Source organism: Streptomyces sp. G5(2025) (genome assembly GCF_049542075.1).
In the GTDB taxonomy this organism is placed as follows: domain Bacteria; phylum Actinomycetota; class Actinomycetes; order Streptomycetales; family Streptomycetaceae; genus Streptomyces.
In genome coordinates this window covers 4,336,295-4,361,320 of the sequence record NZ_JBMUZT010000006.1, presented here as the reverse complement: position 1 = coordinate 4,361,320, position 25,026 = coordinate 4,336,295, and the positions used below count along the sequence as shown (strand labels likewise).

The 25,026-nt window shown below is 73.2% G+C and carries 19 protein-coding genes and 2 pseudogenes; 10 read left to right on the top strand and 11 right to left on the bottom strand.

Going from position 1 to position 25,026, the window contains the following annotated elements:
• Positions 1 to 429 precede the first annotated feature (429 nt).
• Positions 430 to 1,365 (bottom strand): NADP-dependent oxidoreductase, encoded by a 936-nt coding sequence (locus ACOBQB_RS30595; RefSeq protein WP_423598859.1) that lies wholly within the window; start codon positions 1,363 to 1,365, stop codon positions 430 to 432.
• A gap of 172 nt (positions 1,366 to 1,537) precedes the next feature.
• Between ACOBQB_RS30595 and ACOBQB_RS30590 the strand changes: the two genes are divergently transcribed.
• Positions 1,538 to 2,806 carry a LuxR C-terminal-related transcriptional regulator gene (locus ACOBQB_RS30590; RefSeq protein WP_423596243.1) on the top strand — a complete coding sequence of 423 codons (1,269 nt, stop codon included), beginning with the start codon at positions 1,538 to 1,540 and terminating at the stop codon, positions 2,804 to 2,806.
• 24 nt (positions 2,807 to 2,830) lie between these two features.
• Here the strand turns inward: ACOBQB_RS30590 and ACOBQB_RS30585 are convergent, their stop codons facing one another.
• On the bottom strand, positions 2,831 to 3,100 hold the full coding sequence (locus ACOBQB_RS30585; protein WP_423596241.1) for a hypothetical protein: 270 nt from the start codon (positions 3,098 to 3,100) through the stop codon (positions 2,831 to 2,833).
• A 449-nt stretch (positions 3,101 to 3,549) separates the two neighbouring features.
• On the opposite strand from ACOBQB_RS30585, the pseudogene ACOBQB_RS30580 reads away from it, so the two are divergent.
• Positions 3,550 to 5,267 (top strand): annotated as a pseudogene (locus tag ACOBQB_RS30580) (bifunctional 3'-5' exonuclease/DNA polymerase).
• Between the two features lie 18 nt (positions 5,268 to 5,285).
• Here ACOBQB_RS30580 and ACOBQB_RS30575 read toward each other — a convergent pair.
• The 4 genes from ACOBQB_RS30575 to ACOBQB_RS30560 all read right to left on the bottom strand — a co-directional run bounded on the left by ACOBQB_RS30575 (position 5,286) and on the right by ACOBQB_RS30560 (position 13,522).
• Positions 5,286 to 8,705 carry a BTAD domain-containing putative transcriptional regulator gene (locus tag ACOBQB_RS30575; protein WP_423596239.1) on the bottom strand — a complete coding sequence of 1,140 codons (3,420 nt, stop codon included), beginning with the start codon at positions 8,703 to 8,705 and terminating at the stop codon, positions 5,286 to 5,288.
• A 233-nt stretch (positions 8,706 to 8,938) separates the two neighbouring features.
• Positions 8,939 to 10,870 (bottom strand): sensor histidine kinase, encoded by a 1,932-nt coding sequence (locus ACOBQB_RS30570; protein WP_423598857.1) that lies wholly within the window; start codon positions 10,868 to 10,870, stop codon positions 8,939 to 8,941.
• A gap of 58 nt (positions 10,871 to 10,928) precedes the next feature.
• Positions 10,929 to 11,714: a response regulator transcription factor gene (locus ACOBQB_RS30565; RefSeq protein ID WP_423596237.1), complete on the bottom strand. Its 786-nt coding sequence runs from the start codon at positions 11,712 to 11,714 to the stop codon at positions 10,929 to 10,931.
• Positions 11,715 to 11,902: 188 nt separating this feature from the next.
• Entirely contained in the window at positions 11,903 to 13,522 is a 1,620-nt protein-coding gene (locus tag ACOBQB_RS30560; RefSeq protein WP_423596235.1) for a PLP-dependent aminotransferase family protein, read from the bottom strand.
• Positions 13,523 to 13,635: 113 nt separating this feature from the next.
• Here ACOBQB_RS30560 and ACOBQB_RS30555 point away from each other — a divergent pair, with 113 nt between their 5' ends.
• The 3 genes from ACOBQB_RS30555 to ACOBQB_RS30545 all read left to right on the top strand — a co-directional run bounded on the left by ACOBQB_RS30555 (position 13,636) and on the right by ACOBQB_RS30545 (position 16,524).
• Complete coding sequence (locus ACOBQB_RS30555) at positions 13,636 to 14,481, top strand: alpha/beta fold hydrolase (RefSeq protein WP_423596233.1); 846 nt, start codon at positions 13,636 to 13,638, stop codon at positions 14,479 to 14,481.
• Positions 14,482 to 14,575: 94 nt separating this feature from the next.
• Complete coding sequence (locus ACOBQB_RS30550) at positions 14,576 to 15,916, top strand: histidine kinase (protein WP_423596231.1); 1,341 nt, start codon at positions 14,576 to 14,578, stop codon at positions 15,914 to 15,916.
• A complete protein-coding gene (locus ACOBQB_RS30545) occupies positions 15,880 to 16,524 on the top strand; it encodes a LuxR C-terminal-related transcriptional regulator (RefSeq protein WP_423596229.1) in 645 nt (214 codons plus the stop codon). The genes ACOBQB_RS30550 and ACOBQB_RS30545 overlap by 37 nt, the downstream gene beginning before the upstream one ends.
• 82 nt (positions 16,525 to 16,606) lie before the next feature.
• Here the strand turns inward: ACOBQB_RS30545 and ACOBQB_RS30540 are convergent, their stop codons facing one another.
• Positions 16,607 to 17,305 (bottom strand): SDR family NAD(P)-dependent oxidoreductase, encoded by a 699-nt coding sequence (locus ACOBQB_RS30540; protein ID WP_423598855.1) that lies wholly within the window; start codon positions 17,303 to 17,305, stop codon positions 16,607 to 16,609.
• Between ACOBQB_RS30540 and ACOBQB_RS30535 the strand changes: the two genes are divergently transcribed.
• Positions 17,261 to 17,887 (top strand): hypothetical protein, encoded by a 627-nt coding sequence (locus tag ACOBQB_RS30535; protein WP_423599022.1) that lies wholly within the window; start codon positions 17,261 to 17,263, stop codon positions 17,885 to 17,887. The two genes, ACOBQB_RS30540 and ACOBQB_RS30535, sit on opposite strands and share 45 nt — an antisense overlap.
• Here ACOBQB_RS30535 and ACOBQB_RS30530 read toward each other — a convergent pair.
• Positions 17,811 to 18,392 (bottom strand): cupin domain-containing protein, encoded by a 582-nt coding sequence (locus ACOBQB_RS30530; RefSeq protein WP_423596227.1) that lies wholly within the window; start codon positions 18,390 to 18,392, stop codon positions 17,811 to 17,813. The genes ACOBQB_RS30535 and ACOBQB_RS30530 overlap by 77 nt on opposite strands.
• 81 nt (positions 18,393 to 18,473) lie before the next feature.
• A pseudogene (locus ACOBQB_RS30525) lies at positions 18,474 to 19,068 on the bottom strand (TetR/AcrR family transcriptional regulator).
• Between the two features lie 198 nt (positions 19,069 to 19,266).
• Between ACOBQB_RS30525 and ACOBQB_RS30520 the strand changes: the two are divergent.
• Together ACOBQB_RS30520 and ACOBQB_RS30515 are read left to right on the top strand one after the other, a co-directional pair.
• Positions 19,267 to 20,319: a serine/threonine-protein kinase gene (locus ACOBQB_RS30520; RefSeq protein WP_423596225.1), complete on the top strand. Its 1,053-nt coding sequence runs from the start codon at positions 19,267 to 19,269 to the stop codon at positions 20,317 to 20,319.
• Between the two features lie 5 nt (positions 20,320 to 20,324).
• Positions 20,325 to 21,080 (top strand): RICIN domain-containing protein, encoded by a 756-nt coding sequence (locus ACOBQB_RS30515; protein WP_423596223.1) that lies wholly within the window; start codon positions 20,325 to 20,327, stop codon positions 21,078 to 21,080.
• A gap of 50 nt (positions 21,081 to 21,130) precedes the next feature.
• Here the strand turns inward: ACOBQB_RS30515 and ACOBQB_RS30510 are convergent, their stop codons facing one another.
• Positions 21,131 to 21,685 carry a Uma2 family endonuclease gene (locus ACOBQB_RS30510; protein WP_423596221.1) on the bottom strand — a complete coding sequence of 185 codons (555 nt, stop codon included), beginning with the start codon at positions 21,683 to 21,685 and terminating at the stop codon, positions 21,131 to 21,133.
• Between the two features lie 280 nt (positions 21,686 to 21,965).
• Between ACOBQB_RS30510 and ACOBQB_RS30505 the strand changes: the two genes are divergently transcribed.
• Together ACOBQB_RS30505 and ACOBQB_RS30500 are read left to right on the top strand one after the other, a co-directional pair.
• On the top strand, positions 21,966 to 22,742 hold the full coding sequence (locus tag ACOBQB_RS30505; protein ID WP_423596219.1) for a hypothetical protein: 777 nt from the start codon (positions 21,966 to 21,968) through the stop codon (positions 22,740 to 22,742).
• A gap of 97 nt (positions 22,743 to 22,839) precedes the next feature.
• Positions 22,840 to 22,983 carry a hypothetical protein gene (locus tag ACOBQB_RS30500; protein WP_423596217.1) on the top strand — a complete coding sequence of 48 codons (144 nt, stop codon included), beginning with the start codon at positions 22,840 to 22,842 and terminating at the stop codon, positions 22,981 to 22,983.
• A 332-nt stretch (positions 22,984 to 23,315) separates the two neighbouring features.
• On the opposite strand, the gene ACOBQB_RS30495 is transcribed toward ACOBQB_RS30500, so the two are convergent.
• The gene (locus ACOBQB_RS30495; RefSeq protein ID WP_423596215.1) at positions 23,316 to 24,974 is read right to left on the bottom strand and encodes a protein kinase domain-containing protein; all 1,659 of its coding nucleotides are present in this window, start codon (positions 24,972 to 24,974) and stop codon (positions 23,316 to 23,318) included.
• Between the last annotated feature and the right edge of the window lie 52 nt (positions 24,975 to 25,026).

The window sequence follows — 25,026 nt, the reverse complement described above, 5'->3', positions numbered from 1 at the left end:
ACGGGCCGTCCTTGGGCGACGACGGGCGGGCGTTCGTCCCACCTCCCGGGGCGCTGGCGGCTGCGGGTGTAGTCCCCGGGTGCGCCTCGGGGCGTCTTCGGGGGCGGGGCCGCGGGGGCATGTCCGTGCTCGCCATCTTGGCCCTGGACCCCGGGTGCTCATCGACCCGCGGAGCACCACCACTGTGCTCCGCGCGCACATACCCCCACGCCCCCTCCGGCGCGCTCGCGGCTACGGGCCATCCTTGGGCGACGACGGGCGTGCGTTCGTCCCACCTCCCCGGGCGCTGGCGGCTGCGGGTGTGGTCCCCGGGTGCGCCTCGGGGGCGGGGGCAGCCCGCTCACGCGGGTGGGCTTCCTGGGGCGGGGCGGCGGGCGTGCCGCATGCTCCCCGGCTTGCTCACGTGCGGGTGGTGTCGGTGGTGGTGGTTCACGCACGCGGGAGCAGGATCAGCTTGCCTCCCGCGTGGCCCGACTCGCTGAGTTCCTGGGCCTTGGCCGCGTCCGCGAGGGGGAAGGTCTCGGCGACCGGGAGCCGCAGGCGGCCCTCCGCGGCGAGGCGGGCGTGGTCGGCCAGGGCCGGGAGCGGGTCGCTGACGGCGGACGCCGAGAAGGGGACGCCGTGGGTCGCCGCGTCCGGGTCCGCGATGGTGACGACGCGGTCCGTCGTGCCGCCGCGCAGCTCGATGGAGAGCGGCAGGGCACCCCGCCCCGCGGCGTCGAAGACCGCGTCGACGCGGGCGCCGTCCGGGCGCTGACTCGTCAGCTCGGCGACGCGCTCCGCCAGCCCGTCCCCGTACGCCACCGGCAGCACGCCCAGCTCCCGCAGCCGCCCGTGGTGGGCGGGCGACGCCGTCCCGATGACCGTCGCGCCGCGCGCCACCGCCAGTTGTGCCGCGACCGTGCCGACGGCGCCGCCCGCGCCATGCAGCAGCAGCGTCTCGCCCTCGGCCACGCCGAGCAGGTCCAGCACGCGCTGCGCGGTCTCCGTGGCGACGGGCAGCGCGGCCGCCGACTCCCACGAGAGAGCGGCGGGCTTGCGGACGTACTGACGTGCCAGGGCGTACTCGGCGTACGTACCGGAACCCCTGTCCGCCCAGCCGAAGACCTCGTCGCCGACCGCCACCCCGGTGACGCCCTCGCCCAGCGCGGCGACGACGCCCGCGAACTCCCGCCCGGGCACGGCCGGCAGCGTGGTCGGGAAGAACTCCTCCATCCAGCCGCGGCGGGTCTTGTAGTCGACCGGGTTGACCCCGGCGGCCCTGACCTTGACGCGGATCTGGCCCGCGCCGGGCTGCGGCCTGTCGATCTCTCGCAGGCCGAGGACCTCGGGCCCGCCGAACTCCTCGAAGACGACGGCTTCCATGGTCTCCGCTGTGGTCCCGGTGACTGCCATGACGGCTCCTTTTCCCTGATCCGATGGGGTGACGGGCTCCACTTTCCTGCCACCGGCGGGTGGGGGCGGCCAGCCTTTCGGCCGGTTCCACCTGGCTGAAAGGCCAGCCCCTTCCGGGCGTCCCCGCCGTAGGCTGATGGTCATGGACTCGACCTGGGACTCGGACTCCGTCTCCGTTCTCGACGCCGCCGGCGACATCCTGCGCGCCCCGCTCGACGAGGTCCTGCCACGGCTCTCCGGTGTCCTGGCGGGCCTGATCCCGCACCGCGCCGCCGCCGAACTGGCCACGGAGTGCGCGCACTCCCCCTTCAAGACGGCCGGGGAGGCCGCGCTCGCGGAGCGGATCACCGCCGCCGAGCTCGACCGGCTCGGCCCCGTCGTGGGCGTCGGGCGGACCTGGCAGGGCACGGCCGGGATCGGCGGTGCGGAGCACCCCGTACTCGCCCTGCACAGCGACAGGACCACGCGCGGCGCGCTGCTCGTCCTGGTGCGTGAGCAGGCCGGGCCGCTCGACACGGCCGCGATCGACACCGCGCGGGTCCTGTGGGACCTGGTCACCAGCCACCTCGACCGGCTCGCCGCCGAGGCCCTGCCCGGCGCGCTGGCCCAGTCGCGGGCGGCCGCCGGGGCGCGGGCGAGGGCCATCGCGGAGGCGGGCGAGGCGCACACCGCCGTGCTGACGGGACTGCTCGGCGTACTGCGCAGCCGCGGCCTAGACGACGGGGCCGCGCGGGCCGCGGCGACGGAACTCGCCGTCTCCGCGCTGCTCGACCTGCGTGCCGAGGCGGAACGGGATCAGTCGGTGGCGGAGGAACCGGCCGACCAGGCGTTCACCCGCCTCGAAGAGTCCCTGCGGCCGCTCCTGCGGCACAGCGAGGTGCGGCTCGCGCTCGCCCCTCCGGGCACCGCGCGGCGCCTGCCCGCCGACGTGGCGCACGCCGGGCGGGCGATCGGTCGGGGGCTGCTCCTCGCCGTCCTGGAGCAGGACGGGGTGGACCGCGTCCATGTCGGCTGGCGGCTCGACGACACCACCTTGCACGTGACCGTACGAGATGACGGTCCCGGCGCCCTCTCGTACTGCTCACTCGGACGCCGCCGGGTCACCGAGCGGGTCGAGGCCCTGGGCGGGCGGCTCGACGTCGACGCGGTGGAGGGCTGGGGGACGACGGTGACGGTGTCGCTGCCCCTCGGTACGAAGGAGTCCGCCGGGACGGCCGATCCTCTTGCCGCGCTGGGGGCGCGCGAGCTGGAGGTCCTCGGGGAACTGGCCCGGGGGCGGCGGAACCGGGACATCGCGGAGCGGCTGCACATCAGTGAGTCCACAGTGAAGTTCCACGTGGCGAACATCTTGTCGAAGCTGGGGGTGGGCTCGCGGGGTGAGGCCGCCGCGCGGTTCCACGCGGCGGCCTGAGCGGCGCCTTCCGCCCCGGGGACCTCACTGGTCGGCGAACGGGTCCCCGAGGACTCCGGCGACCCTGATGAGGCCCCGTCGGCCGTCGTCCAGGGCCGTGACGTGAACCGTGTACGTACATCCATGCTCCGCCGCGTGCTCCTTGGCCCACGCCAGGACTTCCTCGACATCGGCCGCACCGGAGACCTCGTACTCGTCGGCGCTCTGGTCCGAGCGGTCCCAGAAGTAGACCCGGTAGGTGGCGTGGTCCTGTTCCCAGGACGTGTCCCGGGGATCGATGCCGCGTATCTGCATGGGGCAACCGTAGTCAGACACTCACCGGCCGGGGCCCCCACCCGCACCCGCGAGCGCGCCGGAGGGGACGCGGGGGTATGTGCGCGCGGAGCACAGCGGTGGTCATGACGGCGCCGAAGCAGCAAAAGCCCCGCGCCAAGATAGCGAGCACGGACATACCCCCGCGTCCCCGCCCCGAGACACCCCCAGGCGCACCCCGGGCCGCACCCGCACCCGCGAGCGCACCCGAGGGGACGCGGGGGTATGTGCGCGCGGAGCACAGCGGTGGTCATGACGGCGCCGAAGCAGCAAAAGCCCCGCGCCAAGATAGCGAGCACGGACATACCCCCGCGTCCCCGCCCCACAGACGAACCCCAGGCGCACGCACCCCGGGCGCCGAAACGCCCCTAGGCGACGACGTCTCCCTCGCGCCGGAGGCGACTGTCAGTGCCGGGTGCGACACTCGCGCCATGAGTGATCGGTGGGCCGTCGCCGCGGCCGAGGGCGCCGGCGCGGAGCTCGTGCCCCTCGACGTCACCGGCCTGCCCGCGGGGCCCGTCGAACGGGAGCCCGACCTCGTGGAGGCCGTGCGGAAGCGGCCCGGCGTGGGCCGGTGGGTGTGGCGGTCGACCCCCGCTGTTTATCCCCGGCTGCTCACCGCGGGTGTCCGCGTCGAGCGGTGCTACGACGTGGAGGCCGCCGAGCTCCTCCTCCTCGGCCACGAGGGCCGCCTCGGCGAGCCCCGCTCCGCGGCCGCCGCCCTCGCCCGCCTCCGCAACGCCCCCGTACCCCCCGATCCCCCGCCCCGCGCCGCCGAACCCGGCTCGCAGGACTCCCTCTTCGAGCCCCGCCCCGGCGGCACCCCCGTCACGCTCGCCGAACTCGTCGAGGTCTACGCCGCGCAGCAGCGAAGACACGACGCCGCCGCCCACCCCGGCCGCATGCGCCTGCTCACCGCCTCCGAGTCGGCGGGCATGCTGGTGGCCACCGAGATGAACGCAGCGGGGCTGCCCTGGCGAGCCGACGTCCACCGCGCGCTCCTGACCGAACTGCTCGGCGAGCGGTACGCGGGCGGCGGCGAGCCCCGCCGCCTCGCCGAGCTGGCCGACGAGGTGTCCGCCGCGTTCGGCCGCCGCGTGCGCCCGGACCTCGCCGCCGACGTGGTGAAGGCCTTCGCACAGGCCGGCATCAGGGTGAAGTCGACGCGGCGCTGGGAGCTGGAGGGGATCGACCACCCGGCGGTGCGGCCCCTCATCGAGTACAAGAAGCTGTACCGGATCTGGACGGCCCACGGCTGGAGCTGGCTCCAGGACTGGGTCCGCGACGGCCGCTTCCGCCCCGAGTACACGCCCGGCGGTTCGGTCAGCGGACGCTGGACGACCAACGGCGGCGGCGCGCTCCAGATCCCGAAGGTGATCCGGCGGGCGGTGATCGCCGACCCCGGCTGGCGGCTCGTCGTCGCCGACGCCGACCAGATGGAGCCGAGGGTGCTCGCCGCGATCTCCCGGGACCGGGGTCTGATGGAGGTGGCCGGGGGCGAGGAGGACCTCTACACCCGGCTGTCGGACCGCGCGTTCTCCGGCGACCGCGACCACGCGAAGATCGCGCTGCTCGGCGCGGTGTACGGCCAGACGTCGGGCGACGGCCTGAAGAACCTGGCCGCGCTGCGCCGCCGCTTCCCGCTGGCCGTAGCGTACGTCGACGACGCGGCGCGGGCCGGTGAGGAGGGGCGGCTCGTGCGGACCTGGCTGGGGCGGACGAGCCCGCCGGCGGCCGGGGCCGGGGAGGACGACGAGGCGGGCATCCCCAAGAGGACCCCGGGGACCCCACCGCGCCGGGCGCATCCGCTTCCCCGGGCGGTGAGTTCACTCCCGGGTACGCCTCGACGAACGCCCGCGCGCGCGGCCGGTTCACGCGTAACTTCGTGGTGCAGGGCAGCGCCGCCGACTGGGCCCTGTTGATGCTGGCCGCGCTGCGGCGGACGATCGCCGAGGCCGGGATGCGGGCCGAACTGGTCTTCTTCCAGCACGACGAGGTCATCGTGCACTGCCCCGCCGAGGAGGCGGAGGCCGTCGCGCGCGCCGTGCGGGAGGCGGGTGACCTCGCCGGCCGGATCGCCTTCGGCGAGACGCCGGTCCGCTTCCCGTTCACGACCGCCGTCGTGGAGTGTTACGCCGACGCGAAGTGATCCGGCGGGCGCCTCGTCCTAGGGGCCGGTCCCCGGCTCCGGCTCCGGCTCCGGCCTCGGTTCCGGTTCCGGCTCCGGCTCCGGCTCCGGCTCCGGCTCCCCGAGCAGGGCCCGCAGCTCGTCGACCACCTTGCTGTCCGTGCCGTCCAGCGCTCGCAGCGCCGCCCGCCACTGCTCGTACGCCTCCTCGAAGCGCCCCTCCGTCCGCAGGAGCAGCCCGCGTTGGTGGCGGGCCAGACCCGTCATGTGGGCGTCACCGCGGTGCTCGGCGCGGTCGAGGAGGGCGGTGCACTCGCGCGTCGCGTCCCCGGTGCGGGCCAGGTCCCGCAGCGCGCGGACCAGGCCGAGGCGGGACTGGGACTCGCCGTGCCAGTCCTCGTACTCGCCGTGGATGCGCAGGCTCTCCTCGAAGTGCGTGAGGGCGGCGGCCGGTTCGCCGAGGGTGAGGAGGGCGTAGCCGATGTTGCAGTGGCCGGACTGACGGACGACGGCGTTCCCGATGGCCTCGCCGATGGCGAGGCTGCGTTCGTGGTGGTCGATGGCGGCGCGGGCGTCCGTGTGCTCGTAGAGGTTGCCGAGGTGGCTGAGGGTGATCGCCTCGCTGAGCGGGTCGGCGAGTTCCTTGGCGAGCGCGAGGCTCTGCCGCAGGGACTCGGCGGACTCGTCGTGGCGGCCGAGGCCTTCGAGGAGGAGGCCGCGGTTGTTGAGGCCCCGGCGTACGCAGGACACGATGCCGAGAACGCGCCAGAGCGCGAGGGCCTGGTCGTTGAGCGCGAGCGCCTCACCGCTGCGGCCCGACATGAAGTGCACCCCGGCGAGGTCGGTGAGGGCCTGCGCCTCGGCGGCGCTGTCGCCCTCGCGGCGGGCGGCGTCCAGGGCGATCGCGCCGAGCGTGGCCAACTCCAGGAGGCGGCCCCGGCGTTGCAGGTACGGAAAGAGGCAGCGCACCAGTACGGGCAGCAGATCGCAGGCCTCGCTGTGCCGCTCCGCGAGGGCGACGATGTTCGCCAGTTCGGTGTCGCCCCAGGCGAAGGCCTCTTCCAAGGAGAGGGGAGGGGGAGCGGGGTCGGAGCCGGAGCCTGAATCGCCCGGTGGCGGTCCGGAGGGGCCCGGCCGGGGCGCCTGCCGCTCGCACTGCTTCCTGCGGCGGGCGAGCCGGGGCTCCACGCCGCGCAGGCGGTCCTTCTTGTCGAGGCCGTCCGGCATGATCGCGCGCAAGGTGCGGCGGGCCGACTCGGCGTACCAGAGCAGCGCCTGGTCGACGACGTCCTCCGCGCCGGGGCCGACGGCTGCCGTCTCCCTCGCGAAATCGCGGACGAGGTCGTGCGGGGCGTAACGGCCGTACGCCGTCTCGTCGAGGAGAGCGACGTCGACCAGGCGGTCGAGGGCGGCGCCCGCTCGCAGCTCGTCGACACCCAACAGGCGGGCCAGCAGCGGCACGCCGTACGTGGGCAGGTCGAGCGCGCCGATCCGGGCGAGGGCGAGGGCGGCGTCGCGGTCGGCCTGGCGTTCCGACGTGCGCAGGGCGTCGAGGGCCACGGAGAGGGAGCGGCGCACGCTCAGGTCGTCGTACTCCAGATGGTGCAGGCGGCCCCCGCTGACGGTGAGGAGTTCGACGAGGGCGTCCGGTGTGAGGGCGCGGCGCGCGGCGAGGCGGGCGGCGATGATGCGCAGGGCCAGCGGGAGGCGGCCCGCCAGTTCGACCAGGGGGTGCCCCGCGTCGAGTCCTTCGCGCCCCGACACCGCCCGCAGGAGCGCGGCGCTGTCCCCGTCCGAGAGGGGCCCCAGCGGGAAGCGTGCCGCGCCGTCGAGCGTCGTCAGCGGCGACCGGCTGGTGACGATGACCGCGCAGCCGGGGCCCGCCGGCAGCAGCGGACGTACCTGCGCGGCGGTCGCGGCGTCGTCCAGGACCATGAGCGTGCGCGTCGGCGCGAGCAGGGAACGCAGTGACGCCGACGTCGCTCCCGGGTCCACGCAGCCCTCCGCGGTGCGGCGCGGCTCGGCGCCGAGGTCGCGCAGGAGCGAGGTGAGGGCCTGGCCGGGGGTGAGGGGGGTCATGCCCGGCGTCGCGCCGTGCAGGTTGACGTAGAGCTGCCCGTCGGGGAACTCCTCCCGCAACCCGTGCGCCACGTGCACGGCGAGGGCGCTCTTGCCGACGCCGGCCATCCCGGAGACGACGGCGACGCGGGGCTCCGCGGCGAGCGCGTCGCGCAGGGCCCGGGCGGTGGCTTCCCGCCCGGTGAAGTGGGCGGGGCTCGGCGGGAGTTGGGCGGGCGGTGCGGCTCTCTTGGCGGACTGATCCCCCGCAACCGGCCCCGTACAGGCCTCCGCTGCCGACCTCATACCGGCCTTCGCTTCCGACCCCGTACCGGCCTTCGCTTCCGGCTCCGTACCGGCCTTCGCCTTCGCCTCCGGCTCCGTACAGGCCTCCGCCACCGACCCCGTACAGGTCTCCGCTGCCGACCCCGTCCGGGTCTCCGCTGCCAACCCCGTACAAGCATGTGCCGCCGGCTCCGTACCGGCCTGTTCTTCCAGCACCCCCATGGCTGCGGACACGCCTGCGCCGCCACACCCTTCCGCCCCTCCGGCAGTCCCGGTGGCAATCCCTCCGGCAGTCCCGGTGACAATCCCTCCGGCGGTCCCTCCGGCAGTCACGGCGCCGCGTCGTCCTCGCAGCACCTCCTGATGCGCGTCCCCCACCGCCGCTCCGGGCTCCACGCCCAGCTCCTCCACCAGCCTGCGGCGCAGTTCGCGGTGGACGGCGAGGGCCTCCGCCTGGCGGCCCGTGCGGTGCAGTACGAGCATCAGCTGGCGGTGGAAGGCCTCGCGGAGCGGATGCTCGGCGACCAGTTCGGTCAGTTCGGGCGCGAGGGCCGCGAGTGCGGCGAGGCCGGTGCCGCGCGCCAGTTCGGCCTCGTACCGCCATTCGAGGGTGAGCAGACGCGCCTCTTCCAGGCGCGGTACGAGGGAGTGGTCCGCCAGCGGCTCCGGCAGGCCGCTCAACGGCCTCCCGCGCCACAGCGCCAGCGCGCCCGAGGCGTACGTGACGACCCGCGCCCAGTCCCGCTCGGCGCGCGCGGCCCGCGCCCGCGCCACCCGGCGTTCGAAGACGCGGACGTCCAGCTCGCCGTCGTCGACGCGCAGCCGGTAGCCGGGCACCACCGCGAGCAGCCGCTCCGGGTCGTCGAGGAGGCGGCGCAGCCGCGTCACGTGGTTCTGGAGGGAGGCCTGCGCCGAGGCGGGCGGGGCGCCGCCCCACAGCGCGTCCTTGAGGGCGCCGAGCGAGACGACCCTGTCCGGTTCCAGGAGGAGCGCGGCCAGCAGGGCGCGCCCCTTGGCGCTGCGCACAGGGCGCGGCTCGCCCGTGGCGTCGTACACGGCGGGCGCGCCGAGCAGCCCGAACCGCAGGCCGGACCGCGGCTCCTCCCGTTCACTCACGCTGTCTCCCCGGGCCGCCCGTCGCTTATCAGCCGACCGTTGGCCACATGTTAGCGATCTGTTGGCGGGGCCTGATGTGATCACTACATCGGACCTGGCCCGCCGGTACTCGCGCACAGCGCGTAGCTCGGGGGAGTGTCGCCGCCGCGCCGGGTCCGGGGGCAGAGAGAGAGCCCCGGTCGGCAGAGGTGATCGACCGGGGCTCTTGTCCTGCCCGCGGCCCTTGGGGCACCTCAGGCTCCCGGCAGCCGCACCGTGAACAGCGATCCCTTCCCCACCACGCTCTCCGCCGTGACCGTGCCCTCGTGCGCCTCCGCCAGCTTGCGCACGATGGACAGGCCGAGGCCGCTGCCGCCCGTGGCCCTCGTACGCGACTTGTCCGCGCGCCAGAAGCGGTCGAAGACGTAGGGCAGTTGGGCGGCCGTGATGCCCGTACCGGTGTCGGCGACCTCGATCAGCACCGCGTCGGCCGTGCTGCGGCAGGTGATCCGTACGCTGCCGCCCTCCGGGGTGTGGCGGATCGCGTTGGAGACGAGGTTGCCGATCGCCTGGCGCAGCCGCAGCGGGTCGGCCGTCACCCAGGGGTCGCCGAGCGCCGTCGCCCTGAGCTTGACCCCGGCGGCGTCCGCCCGCGCCTGGTGCGCCGCCGCCACCTGCTCGGCGATCTCGGCGGCGCGTACCGGTTCGCGGTGCAGGCGCAGCGTGCCGGCGTCGGCGGCCGCGAGGTCCTGGAGGTCGTCGACGATGTGCTGGAGCAGCAGGGCCTCTTCGAGGAGGGAGGTGACCAGCGCAGGGTCGGTTTCGACGACGCCGTCCTCGGCCGCCTCCAGCCAGCCGCGGATGTTGGAGAGCGGGGTGCGCAGCTCGTGCGCGACATCGCTCACCATGGCCTTGCGCTGTTCCTCCAGGGCCTTGCGGTGGGCGGCCATGTCGTTGAAGGCGGCGGCCAGTTGCCTGATCTCGCCGGCCGAGCGCGTGACCTTCGCGGGCACCGGTTCGCTCGCCTCGCCCGTCTTCATGCGCCGGGTCGCGGCGGTCAGCGCCCGCAACGGCCGGGTCAGCCTGGTCGCGGCGAGCGCGGTGACGGCGACCGTGACGGCGAGGACGGCCGCGGCGAGCCCCGCGAGGCGGGCGGTGTTGGCCCCGGAGAGGCTGAAGCCGGGCGTGCTGCGTGAGCCGTCGGGGCTGGTGATGAAGAGCAGGGCGGGCGAGGAGACGTAGGGGGCGAGCTGTTCGCGGCGGGCGCTGTCGACGCAGGAGGCGGCGGCGGCCTCCAGGACGGCGGCGCCGGGCTCCGCGGGCTGCCCGGGGACTGCGGCGGCACCGCCCCTCTCGCCGCCGCCCCTCTCGTCACCACGGGTCTCGTCGCCCCTGCTCTCGTCGCCACCACTCTCGTCGCCCCCGCTCTCGTCGCCACCACTCTCGTCGCCACGGGTCTCAGGAGGGTCGTAGGGAATGGCGGCCGGAACCGCGCCGATCGACTTCGGGCCGGAGCGTCCGGTCAGGTCGATGCTGACCCGGACCGGGACGAGGCCGCGCCGCTTCATGCACGCGTCGGCGAGGGAGTTGAGCTTCTTGAGGGCCTTGACCTCGGTCTCGGTCGGTACGTCGAGCACGGGCGTCCGGCAGTGGATTCCGTAGATGTCGCCGGGGTCGCTCCCGATACGGAGGGAGGGCCGTCCGCCGGGTCCGACGACGGTCTCGGCGGTGATGCCCCACTTCGCCAGGCAGGCCGCGCCGCTGTCGGCGGCCGCCCGCAGCCGCTTGCGTTCGCGCCGGTCGAGGCGGTACGGGCCGACCACGCGCGGGTCGATGCGGTCGGCTCTGGCGTCCTCGTCGCCCCGGCCCGCGGACAGCGTCGTGTCCACGGCGAGCGGGTCGAGGACGGCGGAGGCGGTCGGGGGCAGCGGGGTGTGCGTGGAGGGGGCCGCGGAGTCCGTGATGACCTTGCGGTCCTGCGTGGTGAGGGCGATACGGCGGCCGGTGCTCCGGGACAGTTCACGGACGGCCTCGTCGGCGCCCCGCCAGGCGGGGGCGGTGGCGCCGACGCCGAGAAGCCGGTCGTAGACACGGGCGTCGTCGGCGAGCACCTGCCCCTGCTCCTGCCGCAGCGCGCCGGACGTGGTCTGCGCGGCGAGCCAGGCGGTCGCGGCGATCGAGCCCATGGAGACGAGGACGGATACGACGAGGAGGCGGGCCAGCAGGCTCTTGCGGAGCGGAACGTCACGCGCCACGGGGCGCCGCCGTGCCGGCCGCGGCCCCGGCCGAAGCCCCGGCCGAAGCCGGAGCCTCCGCACCGGCCGAGAGTTTGTACCCCACCCCGAAGACCGTCACCAGACGCCCCGGCCGCCGCGGATCCGTCTCGATCTTCTTGCGCAGGTTGAGCACGTGCACGTCGACCGTCCGCACCGATATGTAGCCGGACGAGCCATGGATACGGTCCAGGAGCTGCGGCCGGGTGAAGACCCGGTCCGGCTCCTCGGCGAACACCGTGAGCAGGTCGAACTCGCCCGGCGTGCAGTCGACCTGCCGCCCGTCGACCGTCACCTCGTGCCGTACCGGATCGACGACGAGCCCGCCCACGCGCAGCACCCGCCGCCCGGCGTCCGGCAGCGGCGCGTGGACGCCGGCTGCGCGCCGCAGCAGCGTCCGTACGCGGGCCATGAGTTCGCGGGGGCTGTACGGCTTGGTGAGGTAGTCGTCGGCGCCCAGGTCGAGACCCGCGAGGAGGTCGTCCTCGGTGGAGCGCGCCGTCAGCATCAGGATCGGCAGCCGGACGAGCTCCGGCGGCCCGTCCCCGTCCCGCAGCAGACGCGTGACCTCCAGGCCGTCGGCCCCCGGCATCATCACGTCGAGGATCAGCAGATCCGGGGGCCTGCGCCGCACCTCGCGGAGGGCGGCGGACCCGTCGTGGACGACGGCGACCGCGTGGCCCTCGCGCTCCAGATAGCGGCGGACCAGCTCGGCCTGTTTCTCGTCGTCCTCCGCGACCAGGACAGATGCGCACATGGCGTTGAGGATAGGCACGCTCCGGCGTGTTCAGGCGAGGAAACCGGATCCGGCTGGCGGTCGGACAAGATCCTTACAGGATCCTGATAAGTGACCCACGCCCACGCCTTCCCTTTCACCGGCCCCACCGGCTCCACCGGCCGCACCGGCCCCACCGGCCTCGCCTGCACCGCCCTCGCGCTCGGCGCCTAACCGGCCTCCCCCACCGCGATGTCCACGAGCGTGTCCAGCGCCCACGCAAGGACCTCCGTCGGCGGAGAGGCAAGCCCGATCCGTACCGCCTGACCCGCGCGCTGCCCGTCGGCGGCGAAGGCCGGCCCCGGCGTCACGGCGATACCGCGCGCGGCCGCCGCCGCGACGAACGTCTCGGCACGCCACGGCGGCGGCAGCTCCCACCAGCAGTAATACGAGCGCGGGTCGATACGGAACCTCCCCTTCACCCCTGCCCCTGCCCCTGGCCCCGCACCCGCACCCGCACCCGGCCCCGGCCCCGGCCCCGGCCCGATCAACCGCTCCCGCACGATCCCGTGCCGCACCTCCACGTCGGCACGCTTGGCGGCGACCAGCGTCTCCACGGTTCCGTCGCCGACCCACCGCACGGCGGCCTCCAGGGCGAAGGCCCCCGCGGCCCAGCCACCGGACCGCAGGCTGCGCGCGAGGGCGTCCAGGTGGTCGGCCGGGGCGGCGAGCATGCCGAGGGTGAGGCCGGGGGCGACCCGCTTGGACAGGCTGTCGACGAAGATCACGCGCTCGGGCAGCAGCGCGGCGAGCGGCGCGGGCGCGTCCTCCGCCAGGAAGCCCCACGTACCGTCCTCGACGACGCGGCACCCCAGATCCCGTATGACAGCGGCCAGTCGCGCGCGCCGCTCCGCTCCCGCCGTGACCGACAGCGGATTCTGCAACGTCGGTTGTACGTAGACGGCGGCGAGGGAGGCGGTGCGGTGGGCGGCGGCGAGCGCGTCCGGCAGCATGCCCTGCTCGTCGACGGCGATGGGCACGAGCCGCACGCCGAGCTGCTCGGCGATGGCTCTCACCAGGGGATACGTGACTTCCTCGACGCCCACGCGGCCCCCGGGGCGGACGAGCGAGGAGAGGGCGGCGGCGATGGCCTGCCGGCCGTTCCCGGCGAAGAGCAGCCGCCCCGCGTCCGGGCGCCACCCGCTGCGCGCGAGCACCGTGGCGGCGGCCTCGCGCGCGGCGGCGGTGCCGTCCGGCGCGGCGGGCCGGGTGGCCTCCAGGAGCACATCGGCCCGGGCCAGGGGTCCCAGGGCGCGGGCCATGAGCGCCGACTGACCTTCCACCAGGGGGTAGTTGAGTTCGAGGTTGACCATGGCCGGGCCCGGCCCGGAACCCGGTGACCGCACGTCCGGTGACGGCAAGCCGGGTGACCGCACGTCCGACCGCACGTCCGGCGACCGCACGTCCGGTGACGGCAAGCCGGGTGACCGCACGTCCGACCGCACGTCCGGCGACCGCAAGCCCGGTGACCGCACGTCCGGCGACCGCACGTCCGGCGACCGCAAGCCCGGCGGCTGCGAGCCCGGCGGCCGTGGCGGCCCCTCCGTCAACGCCGCCCCGCCGGGATGCGGCGCCGCGGCCCTGACGAAGGTGCCGCGCCCCACCTCGCCGACGACCAGGCCCCGCCGCGCCAGCTCCCCGTACACCCGGATCGCCGTGGAGACGGCGATCCCCCGCCGCCGCGCGAAGGCCCGCTGCGTCGGCAGCCGCTCACCGCCCCGCAGCGCTCCCGCCTCGATCTCCCGGGCCACCTCATCGGCCAGCTCGCGGAAGTCTCTCCGCCTCCGCACGTCCCACCACCCGCTTCCGCTCCGACCGGCTGCCTCCCGCCGGCCGGGCCGACATTGCACCGAGAGCAAAGATCTTATTGCACCGCGCAGTTGCCGCGGCCTAGCCTCCCCTCATGGCAACCGCACAGCTCAACGGCGTCACCATCGGTTACGACGACACAGGCGACGGCGGGGTCAGCCCCTCGGCCCCGCCCCGCCCCGCCCTCGTCCTCCTCCACGGTCACCCCTTCGACCGCTCCATGTGGGCGCCGCAGCGCGAGGCGTTCGCCGGGACGCACCGCGTCGTCACCCCGGACCTGCGCGGCTACGGCGACTCGACCGTCGTCCCCGGCACCACGGACTTCGCCACCTTCGCCGAGGACGTCACCGCGCTCCTGGACCACCTGGGCGTACGGGAGTTCGCGCTCGGCGGCCTCTCGATGGGCGGACAGCTCGTCATGGAGTGCCACCGCCTGTTCCCGGAACGCCTCACGGGCCTCCTCCTCGCCGACACCTTCCCCGCGGCCGAGACCCCGGAGGGCAAGGCCACCCGCAACGCCCAGGCGGACCGGCTCCTCGCCGAGGGCATGAAGGGGTACGCGGACGAGGTGCGGGACAAGATGGTGGCCCCGTACAACACGGAGGCGTCCGCGTACGTCCACCGCATGATGCTGGCCGCCCCGCCCGAGGGAGCCGCCGCCGCGCTGCGCGGCCGTGCCGAACGCCCCGACTACCGACAGATGTTGACGCGCGTCGCCGTGCCGTGCCTCGTCGTCGTGGGCCGCGACGACACGTACACGCCGGTCTCCGACGCCGAGGCCCTGCACGCCGCGCTCCCCGACTCCGCGCTGTGTGTCGTCGAGGGGGCCGCGCACCTGCCGAACCTGGAACGCCCCGCCGAGTTCAACGCCGCGGTCCGCACCTGGCTGGACCGCCTCCCGTCACCCGCGCCCACGTCGGCGTCCGCGCCCCCGGAATAGGGGAGTTTTCTCCACCGACTCCCGGCCCGTCGCCGCCCCATAATGAACCTGCGGACCACAACAAACCCGCAGTTCAGAGACCTAGGGGGCAATCGTGACCACCACGACCACAGGGCGGCGGACCGCTCGAAGCAGTCCGCACGGCAACCGCGACGCCTTCACCCGCTCCCTGCTCCTGTGGGCCCTGTCCCTGCGGGCGTTCGGGCTCTCCCTCTGGATGGCCCACGCCCACGTCTTCGTCGCGGGCGGCCCCAACGGCAGGCTGCTGCCGGGACCCATGAGGAGCGTACGGAAGCTGGCCGAACGGCAGCGCCGCCTGGCCGAGGAGTGGACGGGCCGGGAGTTCCCCGCCCCGTACCGCGAACTGCCCGTGGCGGGCCGAGGCCTGGCCCTGCGCGCCCAGTTGGCGGGCAAGGAGGGGCAGGTCTGGCGGGACTGGCGCTGGGCGGGGCTCGATCCGTACGTCGGCGGGATGATCGCCTTCGCGCCCCTGGCCCTGCTTCTCAGCGGCGTATGGGGCCTGGTCACGGCGGTGTTCGGGGTGCGGCTCTCCGAGGAGTGGGGCAGCGTCTGGTACCTGTTCGTACCGGTCCAGGACGGGCTGACGGCCGCCCTCGCCGGGCTTCTCGGCGCCCTCCAGTTCCCGCTCGCGTACTTCTGGGCCGCGCCGAACGCCGTCCGGCTCCACGAGCGCTACCTGCGGGCGATGCTCGCCCCGAGCGAGAGCGAACTGCGCGCGGAGATGGCCGAGATGGCCGACCGCATCGATCACCTCACCACGACCCGATCCGCCGCCGTCGACACGCAGACGGCGGAGATCCGGCGCATCGAACGCGACCTGCACGACGGCGCGCAGGTCCGGCTGGTGGCGATGGGCATGACGCTCGACGCCGCCGAACACCTTCTGGAGTCGAACCCCGACGCCGTCCGCGCCCTGCTCGCCGAGGCCCGCGAGAACTCCGCGAAGGCCCTCCAGGAACTGCGCGACCTGGTCCGCGGCATCCATCCGCCGATCCTCGCCGACCGCGGACTCGCCGACGCCGTACGGTCGTTGGCGCTGATCAGCCCGCTCAGGACCGAGATCACCACCGATCTGCCCGCGCGGCCCGAGCCGCCGGTGGAGTCCGCCGCGTACTTCGCGGTCTCGGAGGCCATGGCGAACGCCGTCAAGCACGCGGAGGCCGAGCGGGCCTGGATCGACATCCGGTACGAGAACGGCGCCCCCGGAAGCGGCGACGGTACGCTGCGCGTCACCGTCACGGACGACGGCCGCGGCGGCGCCGACCCGGCACGCGGCTCAGGGCTGCGCGGCATCGAGCAGCGCCTGGCGACCTTCGACGGCGTCCTCGCCGTGAGCAGCCCGCCCGGCGGCCCGACGATGGTGACGATGGAGGTGCCGTGCGCGTTGTCCTCGCCGAAGACCACTTCCTCCTGAGGGACGGTCTCGCCCGCCTCCTGACCGCCTTCGGACACGAGGTCGCGGCGGCCGTCGACAACGGCCCCGAACTGCTCACCGCCCTCACGGACCTGCGGCCGGACATCGCGATCGTCGACGTCCGGCTCCCGCCCGGCTTCAGCGACGAGGGTTTGCGCGCCGCCGTCGAGGCCCGCGGCCGGCAGCCCGGCCTGCCGGTCCTGCTGCTCTCCCAGTACGTGGAGCCGCTCTACGCCCACGAGCTGCTGGCCACCGGCTCGGAGGGGGTCGGCTACGCGCTGAAGGACCGGGTCTCCAACGGGGCCCAGTTCATCGCGACGATCGAACGGGTCGCCGCGGGCGGCACGGCCATGGACCCCGAGGTGGTCTCCCAGCTCCTGGTCCGCAAGGCCCGGGACACCGCCATGGCGACGCTCACGGCGCGCGAGCGGGAGGTCCTGGAGTGCCTGGCGCAGGGCCGCTCCAACGCGGGCATCGCGGAGGCGCTGTTCATCTCGGAGAAGGCCGTCGCCAAGCACATCGGCAACATCTTCCCGAAGCTCGGGCTGCCGCCTTCGGACACGGACAACCGCCGGGTGCTGGCGGTCCTGGCGTACCTGGACCGCTGACGTCCCGGGCAGTGGCGGGGGGGCCAGGGCCGTTGGGGGAAGCAGGGCCGTTGCGGGGGGGGAGGGCCGTTGCGGGGTCTGGCTACCAGGTGGGGTGCGCGCCGACCCCGCCGTCCACCACCAGATCCGTACCCGTGATCCAGGACGCTGCGTCCGAGGCGAGGAACACGCAGGCGTTGCCGATGTCCTCGGGCCGCCCGAGCCGCCCGAGCGGAGCCGCCCGGCCCCACCGCTCCACGCCCTGCGGCCACTCCTCGGCGAGACCCGGCCGGTCGATGAGGCCGGGCGAGACGCTGTTGACGCGGATGCCGCGCGGCCCGTACTCCAGGGCCGCCGAGCGGGCGAACATGATCAGGGCAGCCTTGGACGCGCTGTAGTGCGCGTGGCCGGGGGCGGGCTGCGAGCCCTCGATGGACGCGATGTGTGTGATCGTGCCGCCGCCGTCCTGCCGGGCCATCAGGTCCGCGGCGGCCTGGGTGCAGCAGAAGGCGCTGGTCACGTTGGCCTCGGAGAGCCGGCGCCACTCCGCGGCCGTCATGTCCGCGAGGTCCCGCAAGGGCTGGATCCCGGCGTTGTTGACCAGCGCGTCCAGCCGGCCCCGCCAGGCGTACGCGGCCTCGACGAGGCGGTGGCACTCCTCCTCCCGGGTCAGGTCCGCCGACAGGGCGACCGCGTCGCCGCCCGCTGCCTCGATCCGCTCGACCAGTTCCCGGGCCCGCGCCTCGCCCCGACGGAAGTGCACCACGACCGCGGCCCCGGCCTGCGCGAACCGCCGGGCAATCCCGGCGCCGACACCGCCGCTGGCCCCAGTGACAAGAGCGACCCGCCCATCCAGCCCCAGCAGACTCCGATCCCACCCCACGTCACCAGACATCACGCCGCCCCGCACCTCGTCGCCACCCCCCGCGTCGTCCCGCACCACCTCGCCCCGCACCGCCTCCCCATCCCCCACGTCGTCACGCCCCGCCCCACGACGCACTGCGTCGTCCCGATCCGCCCCACCACGAACCGCCCCGCCAGGAACCACGTCGCCCCGCCTCGCCCCACCACGCACCACATCACCACGCACCACATCACCACGCACCACGTCGCCACGCCCCGTCTCGTCGCGCCCCGTCTCGTCGCGCCCCGTCTCACCACGCCCCGCCTCGCCAAGCCCCATCCCGTCACGCCCCGCCTCGCCACGCCCCGCCTCGCCAAGCCCCATCCCGGCACGCCCCGCCTCGTCACGCCCCGCCTCGCCACGCCCCATCCCGTCACGCCCCGCCTCGCCACGCCCCATCTCGTCACGCATCGAAGGCTCCCTCCGCCCCTTCCTGCCCCATCCGCACCGGCTCCCCCGGCCGGCACAGCTGCCGGATGAGCCGCGCCCGCCCCGGATACCGCGCGGCCAGCTCGTCCGGGTCCCCGCCTTCGTAATCCTGGGGCAGGAATCCCGGCGCCATCGTCGTCCCGAACAGCGACCACCCGCACCGCCGCCGGCCGTCGCCCGGGTCGGGCGCCACCCGCGCCCCCATCCAGGTCCCCGCAGGGACGACGAGCTGTACGCACCCGGCCCGCCCGAGCGCGGCGAGGCGGTCCGTGCCATCGGGTGTCAGGAGCAGCAGTTCCAGGGGGTCGCCCTCGTAGAAGTGCCAGACCTCGTCGGTGGGCAGGCGGTGCAGGGCGGAGAAGTCCCCGGGGGCGGCGGTCAGGAGCACGAGGATCGATGTGCCGGCGGGGCGGCCCCCGGCGTCGGGCGGCCCCGCCCAGATCTGGCGGAACAGTCCGCCCTCGACCGGCAGGGGCCGCAGCCCATGCCGCGCGGCGACGGCGTCAGCGGTTTCGATCCGCTCGGCCTGCTCATCCTTTTCGATCTTTTCGACCATGGCTGAAGAGGTCCCCGACCGAGACGCGTCTCATGCAAACCAACCGAACCAACCGCACCGCTCACGCCTCCCGCGTCCGGCTCAAGGCGTGAGCGACCGCCAGATCCGCTCCGGCAGGACACGCGCGGCCCGAGCGAGGTCGACGTCGTCCACACCGGAGAGCCAGCGGCGCGCGGTCGCGACGATCGGCCCCATGACGAGCGCCTCGACCATGGGTACGTCCAGTGGGGCGATCTCCCCCGACTCCACGTGCCAGGCGCACCCAGTCGGACAGCGGCGACAGCCTGGCCTCCTGGGCGTCGCGGAGCTGCTTGGCGTGGGCCATGCCCACCCGGTCGGCATAGGAGGAGTGCAGAAGCAGGGAGGCGTCCGGATGCTCCTGGACGAACGCCAGGTAGGTCCGTACGAGCGCCCGGACACCGCCCAGCGCCGTGCGGGAACGCGCGACGCCTGCGGCCAGTTCGCCGAGGAGACGTTCGAGCCAGCGCAGCAGCAGGGCGTTCATCAGACCGTCGACGCTGCCGAAGTGGTGGTAGAGACTGCCGAGACTGACCCCGCTGGCCTTGGTGAGAGCGCTGACGGTGACGCCCTGCTCCCCGTGGTCGGCGTACACCTGAAGGGCGGCGTCCAGCAGGCGTTCGGCGGTTTCCGCGCCACGTTGTTGCTTGGGGCTCATGGTGCCCATCAGCGTAGACCCCGGGCCCGTGAGGGCGGACCGAGTGCCTCCGCTCGACCGGAAGTGGAACACTTTTCTAGAAAGATCTTCCAACCAGGAGGATCGATGGTCCACACTGGTCACCGGTCGGCCCGGGCCGGTGTCCGTCCGTGCGGACGGGGGTGCGCACGGTAGCGGCACGGGTCCGGCCGACGGCCGGTGAACGGGGAGACGGTGGACGCGGCAGGCGGGCAGGGCGGTTTCGACCTCACGGGCAGCGGCGCGGAGCCGTTGCGCGAGCGGGATCCACGGCGGATCGGTTCGATTCCGCTCGTGGGGCGGCTCGGGGTCGGCGGCATGGGACGGGTGTACCTCGGCGTCGTCGACGGGCGGTATGCCGCCGTCAAGCAGATGCTGGCGTCGGTCGTCGCCGAGGACGAGGGGTTCCTGCGCCGCTTCGGACAGGAGATGGACAACCTCGCACGGCTGCCGGCCGAGGCCACCGCCCCGCTCCTCGCGAGCGACCGCACCGCCGAACCGCCGTGGTTCGCCACCGCGTACGTACCCGGGATCACCCTGGCGGAGGCCGTCGAACCGCACGGGGGGCCGTTACCGGCCGACGCCCTGTGGCGGCTCCTGCGGGAGGTGGCCGCGGGCCTGCGGCCGGTCCACGCCCTCGACATGGTGCACCGGGACCTCAAGCCGTCGAACGTCATGCTGACCCTCGACGGCGTCACCCTCATCGACTTCGGCATCGCCCGCGCCGCCGAGCAGAGCCAGCTGACCCAGACCGGCCTGATCGTCGGCACGCCGGCGTACATGTCGCCCGAACAGGCTTCGGGAAAGCGGCGGTTGACCAGCGCCTCCGACATCTTCACGCTGGGCCTGCTGATCGCGTACGCGGCGTGCGGCCGCTGGCCGTTCAAGGACGGCGCGGAGGGCAGCCCGCTGTACCGCATCGTGCACGACGCCCCTGACCTGGGCCCGCTGCGCGAGCTGGACCCGCGCCTGGCCGGGATCGTCGACACCTGCCTGGACAAGGACCCCGAGGGCCGCCCGACGGCAGCGGAACTGCTCGACCTGGCCGCACAGATCGGCCCCACCGTCCCGCCCTGCTGGCCGGCCCGGTCACCGACCGCTTGGCGGGCCGCGCGGCCTTCGCGGCGAAAACCCCACCGGAGCCGACGGAGCGGCCCCCCGAAGAAACCACCCCGGACACCTCCGCCGCCCCGGCCCGCCCCGAGCGACGCCGCCGCCGCAACCGCATCCTGATGGCCGTGGTCCCCGTAGTAATCGCCACCGGCACGACCCTGGCCATCCAGAACCTCCCGTACGTCAGCTCCCCGGACCGCGCAGCGGGCTCGACACCCTCCACGACGGCAACGGCTCCGCCGAACGACGAGAAGGCCTCGAAGAGCCCCACGGAAAAACAGAAAAAGAACGGAGAACGGAAAGACAGGAAAGACAAGTCCAGCCCGTCGAACGACAAGGCGGGAGGCGACGACGCACCGGCCGACGACTCGACCCGGGACACAAAGAGCCCGCCCGAGAACGACGACAAGGGAAACCCCCCGGACTCGAACCCTGACACCGACACCGACACCGACTCCCCCAACACCGACACCGGCGGCAGCGACAACGACGGTGACAACGGCGACACGCCGACCACCCCCACCTCAGGCCCCTTCCGCCTGAAGAACGCCGACAACGACGCCTGCCTGACCCAGGTCTACGGCGCCGCGGACGACGGCGCCTGCGGCGACCCCAGCGCCACGTGGAAGACGGTGAGCGCGGAGAACAACAGCTTCAAGGTGGTCAACAAACAGTCGGGCTCCTGCCTGGTCGCCAACATGCTCGGCCAGGCGGTCTTCGTCGGCGACTGCACCCAGGGCTCAGCCCGCCTCTGGCGCTGGGGCGCGAACGGCACCCTGAAAAGCACCTCGAACGGCGGCTGCCTGGACCTGTCCTACGGCGGCGGAGTATCCGCCACCACCTGCCAGTCGGGCAAGGCCTCCCAGCAGTGGTCCAGGTGACGCTCACGGCGAGCGGAAGGCACAGGCGGCTACGGTCCCGGATCCGCGGATCAGAGGCACGCGAGGTCGACCTCAACCGCGAAGGGCGCCGACACCTTGATGACACCGGTGAAAACTTCCCCGTCCCGGTAGACCCCGGTAGCAGGGTCGAGGAGGTAGGTGTACACGAGAGGGACGCCGGTCGCGGCCTGCTCGACGCTCCAATAGAAGGCGATACCGGACTTCGCGTACTGGTCCGTTTTCACGATCCCGTCGGTGGTCTCCGACCCCGGTGAAACAACCTCCACGACCAGCAGCACGTGCTCAGGACGGGTGGGCGTGATGTCGATCGTGTCCGCGCGGTAGACAACGACATCCGGACGCCGGTTCGTGAGCGGGACATCCTGGAGACGGACGTCAAAGTCGGTATCGGCGTTCCAGTCAGGCCCCGCAGCCGCCTCCAAGGCGTTCGCCAGGATCCGAGCGAGCCTGTTGTGGCGCTTGGACGCACTGGGACGCACAACGACCATCCCGTCCACGATCTCGATCCCCGCGCACTGCTCCTCGGACCAGGAGTCGTACTGCTCCGCCGTGATCTGCTCGTGCATCCACGCGGGGGCTGCCATCTCGGCCGTCGGACGTCGGACGTCGCACGTCGGAACACGGAACAGCCGACGTGTGTGCTTCGGCCGTCCGGCAGGCGACGACAGAGGCTGGTCGTCTCTCCGCCTGGGAGAGACAGGAGGCGGCGGCTGATCCCCTCCAATCCCGGCCGCGACCGTGGCGGCGGTCCCGGCCCCGCCCCCCGCCCCGATCCCGGCCCAGCGTCCGACCTCTGCCGCGGCTCAGGCAGGTGGCGCCCCCGCCTGGCTCGCGGGTCACATTCCACCGCCTCACAACGCTTCTGTGGGAACCAACGGGAGTTCCGGCCCCACCACGGCCAGCGGGTTTACTCGCCGGCGTCCGGCGGACCTTCTCTCCGCGATCTTCACCCTGGCCGGGTCAGCTGCTCCAGGCGCACTGACTGCGCTCAGCGTGCTGCCGAGCGGCTACACGGCCGTTGCCCAGGTGGGAACTTTGCTGGCATCTGGCGTGGCCCTCCAGGCCACTCGGCGCTCCCACCCCGGGCCCCAGGCATCCAAGGCCCGCTTGCGGGCGCTCCAGCAGCAGGCGGAATCCTTGGCGGCCCCGGTGGCGGAAGGGCAGAAGATACGCCAGGAGATCGAGGCCCTGGACCTGGCCGGCGCAAGCCGAGACATACAGATCAACCAGCAGATCAAGGACCTCCAAACCGAGCTGAGTAACGCTCAATCTCGGATCACCATCGCCCTCAACAAGGAAAGCGCGAGGCTGAGGGCCGCACTGAGCGGACTGGCCGCCAAGGAGCAGAAGCGACTGGATGCGGCGCTGACCTCAGCGATCACCACACACGTCCAGAACAAGCTCCGCCGCGCTTCCATCCAGGAGGCCAAGAAGCTCTCGAACATCAGCAGCGGGACGGTCACGGCCCTGATCGCCGCCGGCATCCATACGGCCGCCGACTTCACGAGGGTCCGGTATGTACAGACCGGGCGGTACAGCAACCGCGACGCGTACCTCATCCGGCCCAACGGCCAGCAGGTCAAGGTTCCGGGCGTCGGCGAGGTACGGGCGCGCGCACTCGAAAGAGGGTGCCGCCCGTAAGGAGCGCGAGCAGCTCCAGCAACGCATCGCCACGCGCCAGCAGCAACTGAACAAGGAGAAGCAACAGCATCAGAAGGCCACGCAACGCCGGCGCGCAGTGCTGCTCCAACGCCAGGCCCAGCTCACCGACGCCGCCACAACCCACGACCTGGTGGTCACGCAGCTCACCACCGCCAGCACGGAGCACCGTCGCGCCTTCGGCCTGCGCCGCTACCTTCGCTTCGTCGCAACGGGCCACTGACCGGCCGTCGGCTGCCCGCCGCAGACCTGGCCCGGCGTCAGATAAAAAAGCCAGGTCAGACAGACGATGGCTGACCTGGCTTTTCCTGAGCCGCCTTCGGGATTCGAACCCGAGACCTACGCATTACGAGGGCCTGCAAGATCGTGACGGGCGATGATCCGTAATCGTGCTCGATCCTGTATCGCCTGGTCAGGGACTTGTCGGCCTCGTCGGCGTGATGCTCAATCCAACAGATGCTGTCCCGTCCGCTCAGGCATCGCTCACGCAACAAGCCGCTGCTCCGGCAGCTTCGCGAAGGAGCCCACGTCAGCCCTGGATTCGCTCTCGCCCGATCAGCCGAGGTCTTGACGGAGGCGGCGGAGATAGGTGTCGATCTGGGCCAGTCCAGGCCAGTCGCTTCCCCGTAGGCGGGAGGTTTCCAACCGGAGCCGCTCTCCGATGTCCAGTGCCTGGTGGAGGTTTTCCGTCGCGGCGTACAGGCTCATCAGCCGGGCGAGAGCATCGAGGTAGCGGTTGACTGCGTCCTCGTCGCCCTCGTCGGGCGTGATCTCGCTGATGCGGCCAAAAGCTTGGATAGCGGCGGTCGCTTCGCCGAGTTCCATCCGGCACTGCCCGGCGTAGTACCAGCACAGCTGGGCTTGTTCGTCGTGGTCGCCGTATCGGTCGGTGTAGTGGTGGGCGAGCGGCGCGAAGAGCGCGAGGGCCTCACGGTGGCTTCCGGCCAGGAACTTCACCTGTGCGAGGCTGAACTGCATGCCTTCTCGGAGCTCCGGGCCATCAGCCCTTGCGATCGCCTCGGCCAGTGCGTCAGCTGCCTGGGTGAACTGACCCTGCTGAGCCAGCCCCGCAGCCCGGTCGGAAACTGCGTCCGCCTCTTCCTCGGTCAGGGCAGCGGCACCTGTCGCTGACTCCTGCGACGCGGCTGCTGCCGGTGAGGGTGCGAGCGGCGAGGGAACGACGAGCGTGGGGGTGTACGAGGAGGCGACACTGGGGCTGGGCGCCCGGCCGCCGAAGGGACGCAGGAACGGCAGACGGGGGTCGAGGATGCCCTCGTCGGTCGTGGCGGCGGTGCCGGTGGAGACATGAACGAAGGGCAGGAGGGTTTCGTAGACCGCCATCGCGTCCATGCGCTGCTCGGCTTCCTTGGTGAGCATTGCCAGCAGGAGCTTCTCGATCTCGGTCGGCACGTCCGGGCGCAGGGTGCGAATGGGCGGGGGCGGGGTGTGGACGTGGTGCCACATGTGGGAGCGACTGTCGTCGGGGGTGAACGGCGGCTTGCCGGTGAGCAGTTCATGGAGCACGCAGGCGAGGGCGTAGACGTCCGCGGCGGGACCGACGGCGTTGGCCAGGCTCTGTTCGGGGGACATGTAGGGCGGGGTGCCTACGGTCATGCCGACCTGGGTGAGGCGGGGCAGGGTGCCGACTCCACGCAGGGCGGCGACGCCGAAGTCGAGGACCTTGATCACGCCTCCGGGGGCGAGTATCAGGTTGGACGGCTTGACGTCGCGGTGAACGACGTCGTGACGGTGGACGGTGTCAAGGACTGAGGCGATCTGCGCGCCGACGGCCGCGGCCCAGGAGACGGGGACCGTCGCGCTTTCGTAGTCGGTCTCGTCGATGAACGTCTGCAGTTCGCGTCCCTGCAGGAGCTGCATGACGACGAACAGTCGCCCGCTGGCCTCGTCGGTGCCTGTGTCGTAGACAGCCGGCACACCCAAGTGCTCGATACCAGCGGTGATCTGGACCTCGCGCAGGAATCGGGCCCGGCGGGTCTGCAGAGTCTCCTCGAAGGCCGCGCCCTGGAATCCGGGCGCGACCGGGCTCTCGGCCAGCATCATCTTGACCGCAACCCGGCGGTCCAGGCGCTCGTCATACGCCTGCCAGACCTCGCCCATGCCGCCCGCGCCGATCGGCGTGTGCAGCCGGTACCGGCCCGCGATCACGCGGGCCGGTACGCCGACGTCGAAGCTCGGCGTGCCGCCCTGCACCATACGAGGTCCCTCTCTGTGTGGTCGGAGCGTGACCACCCCGTTCGGCCTCTTG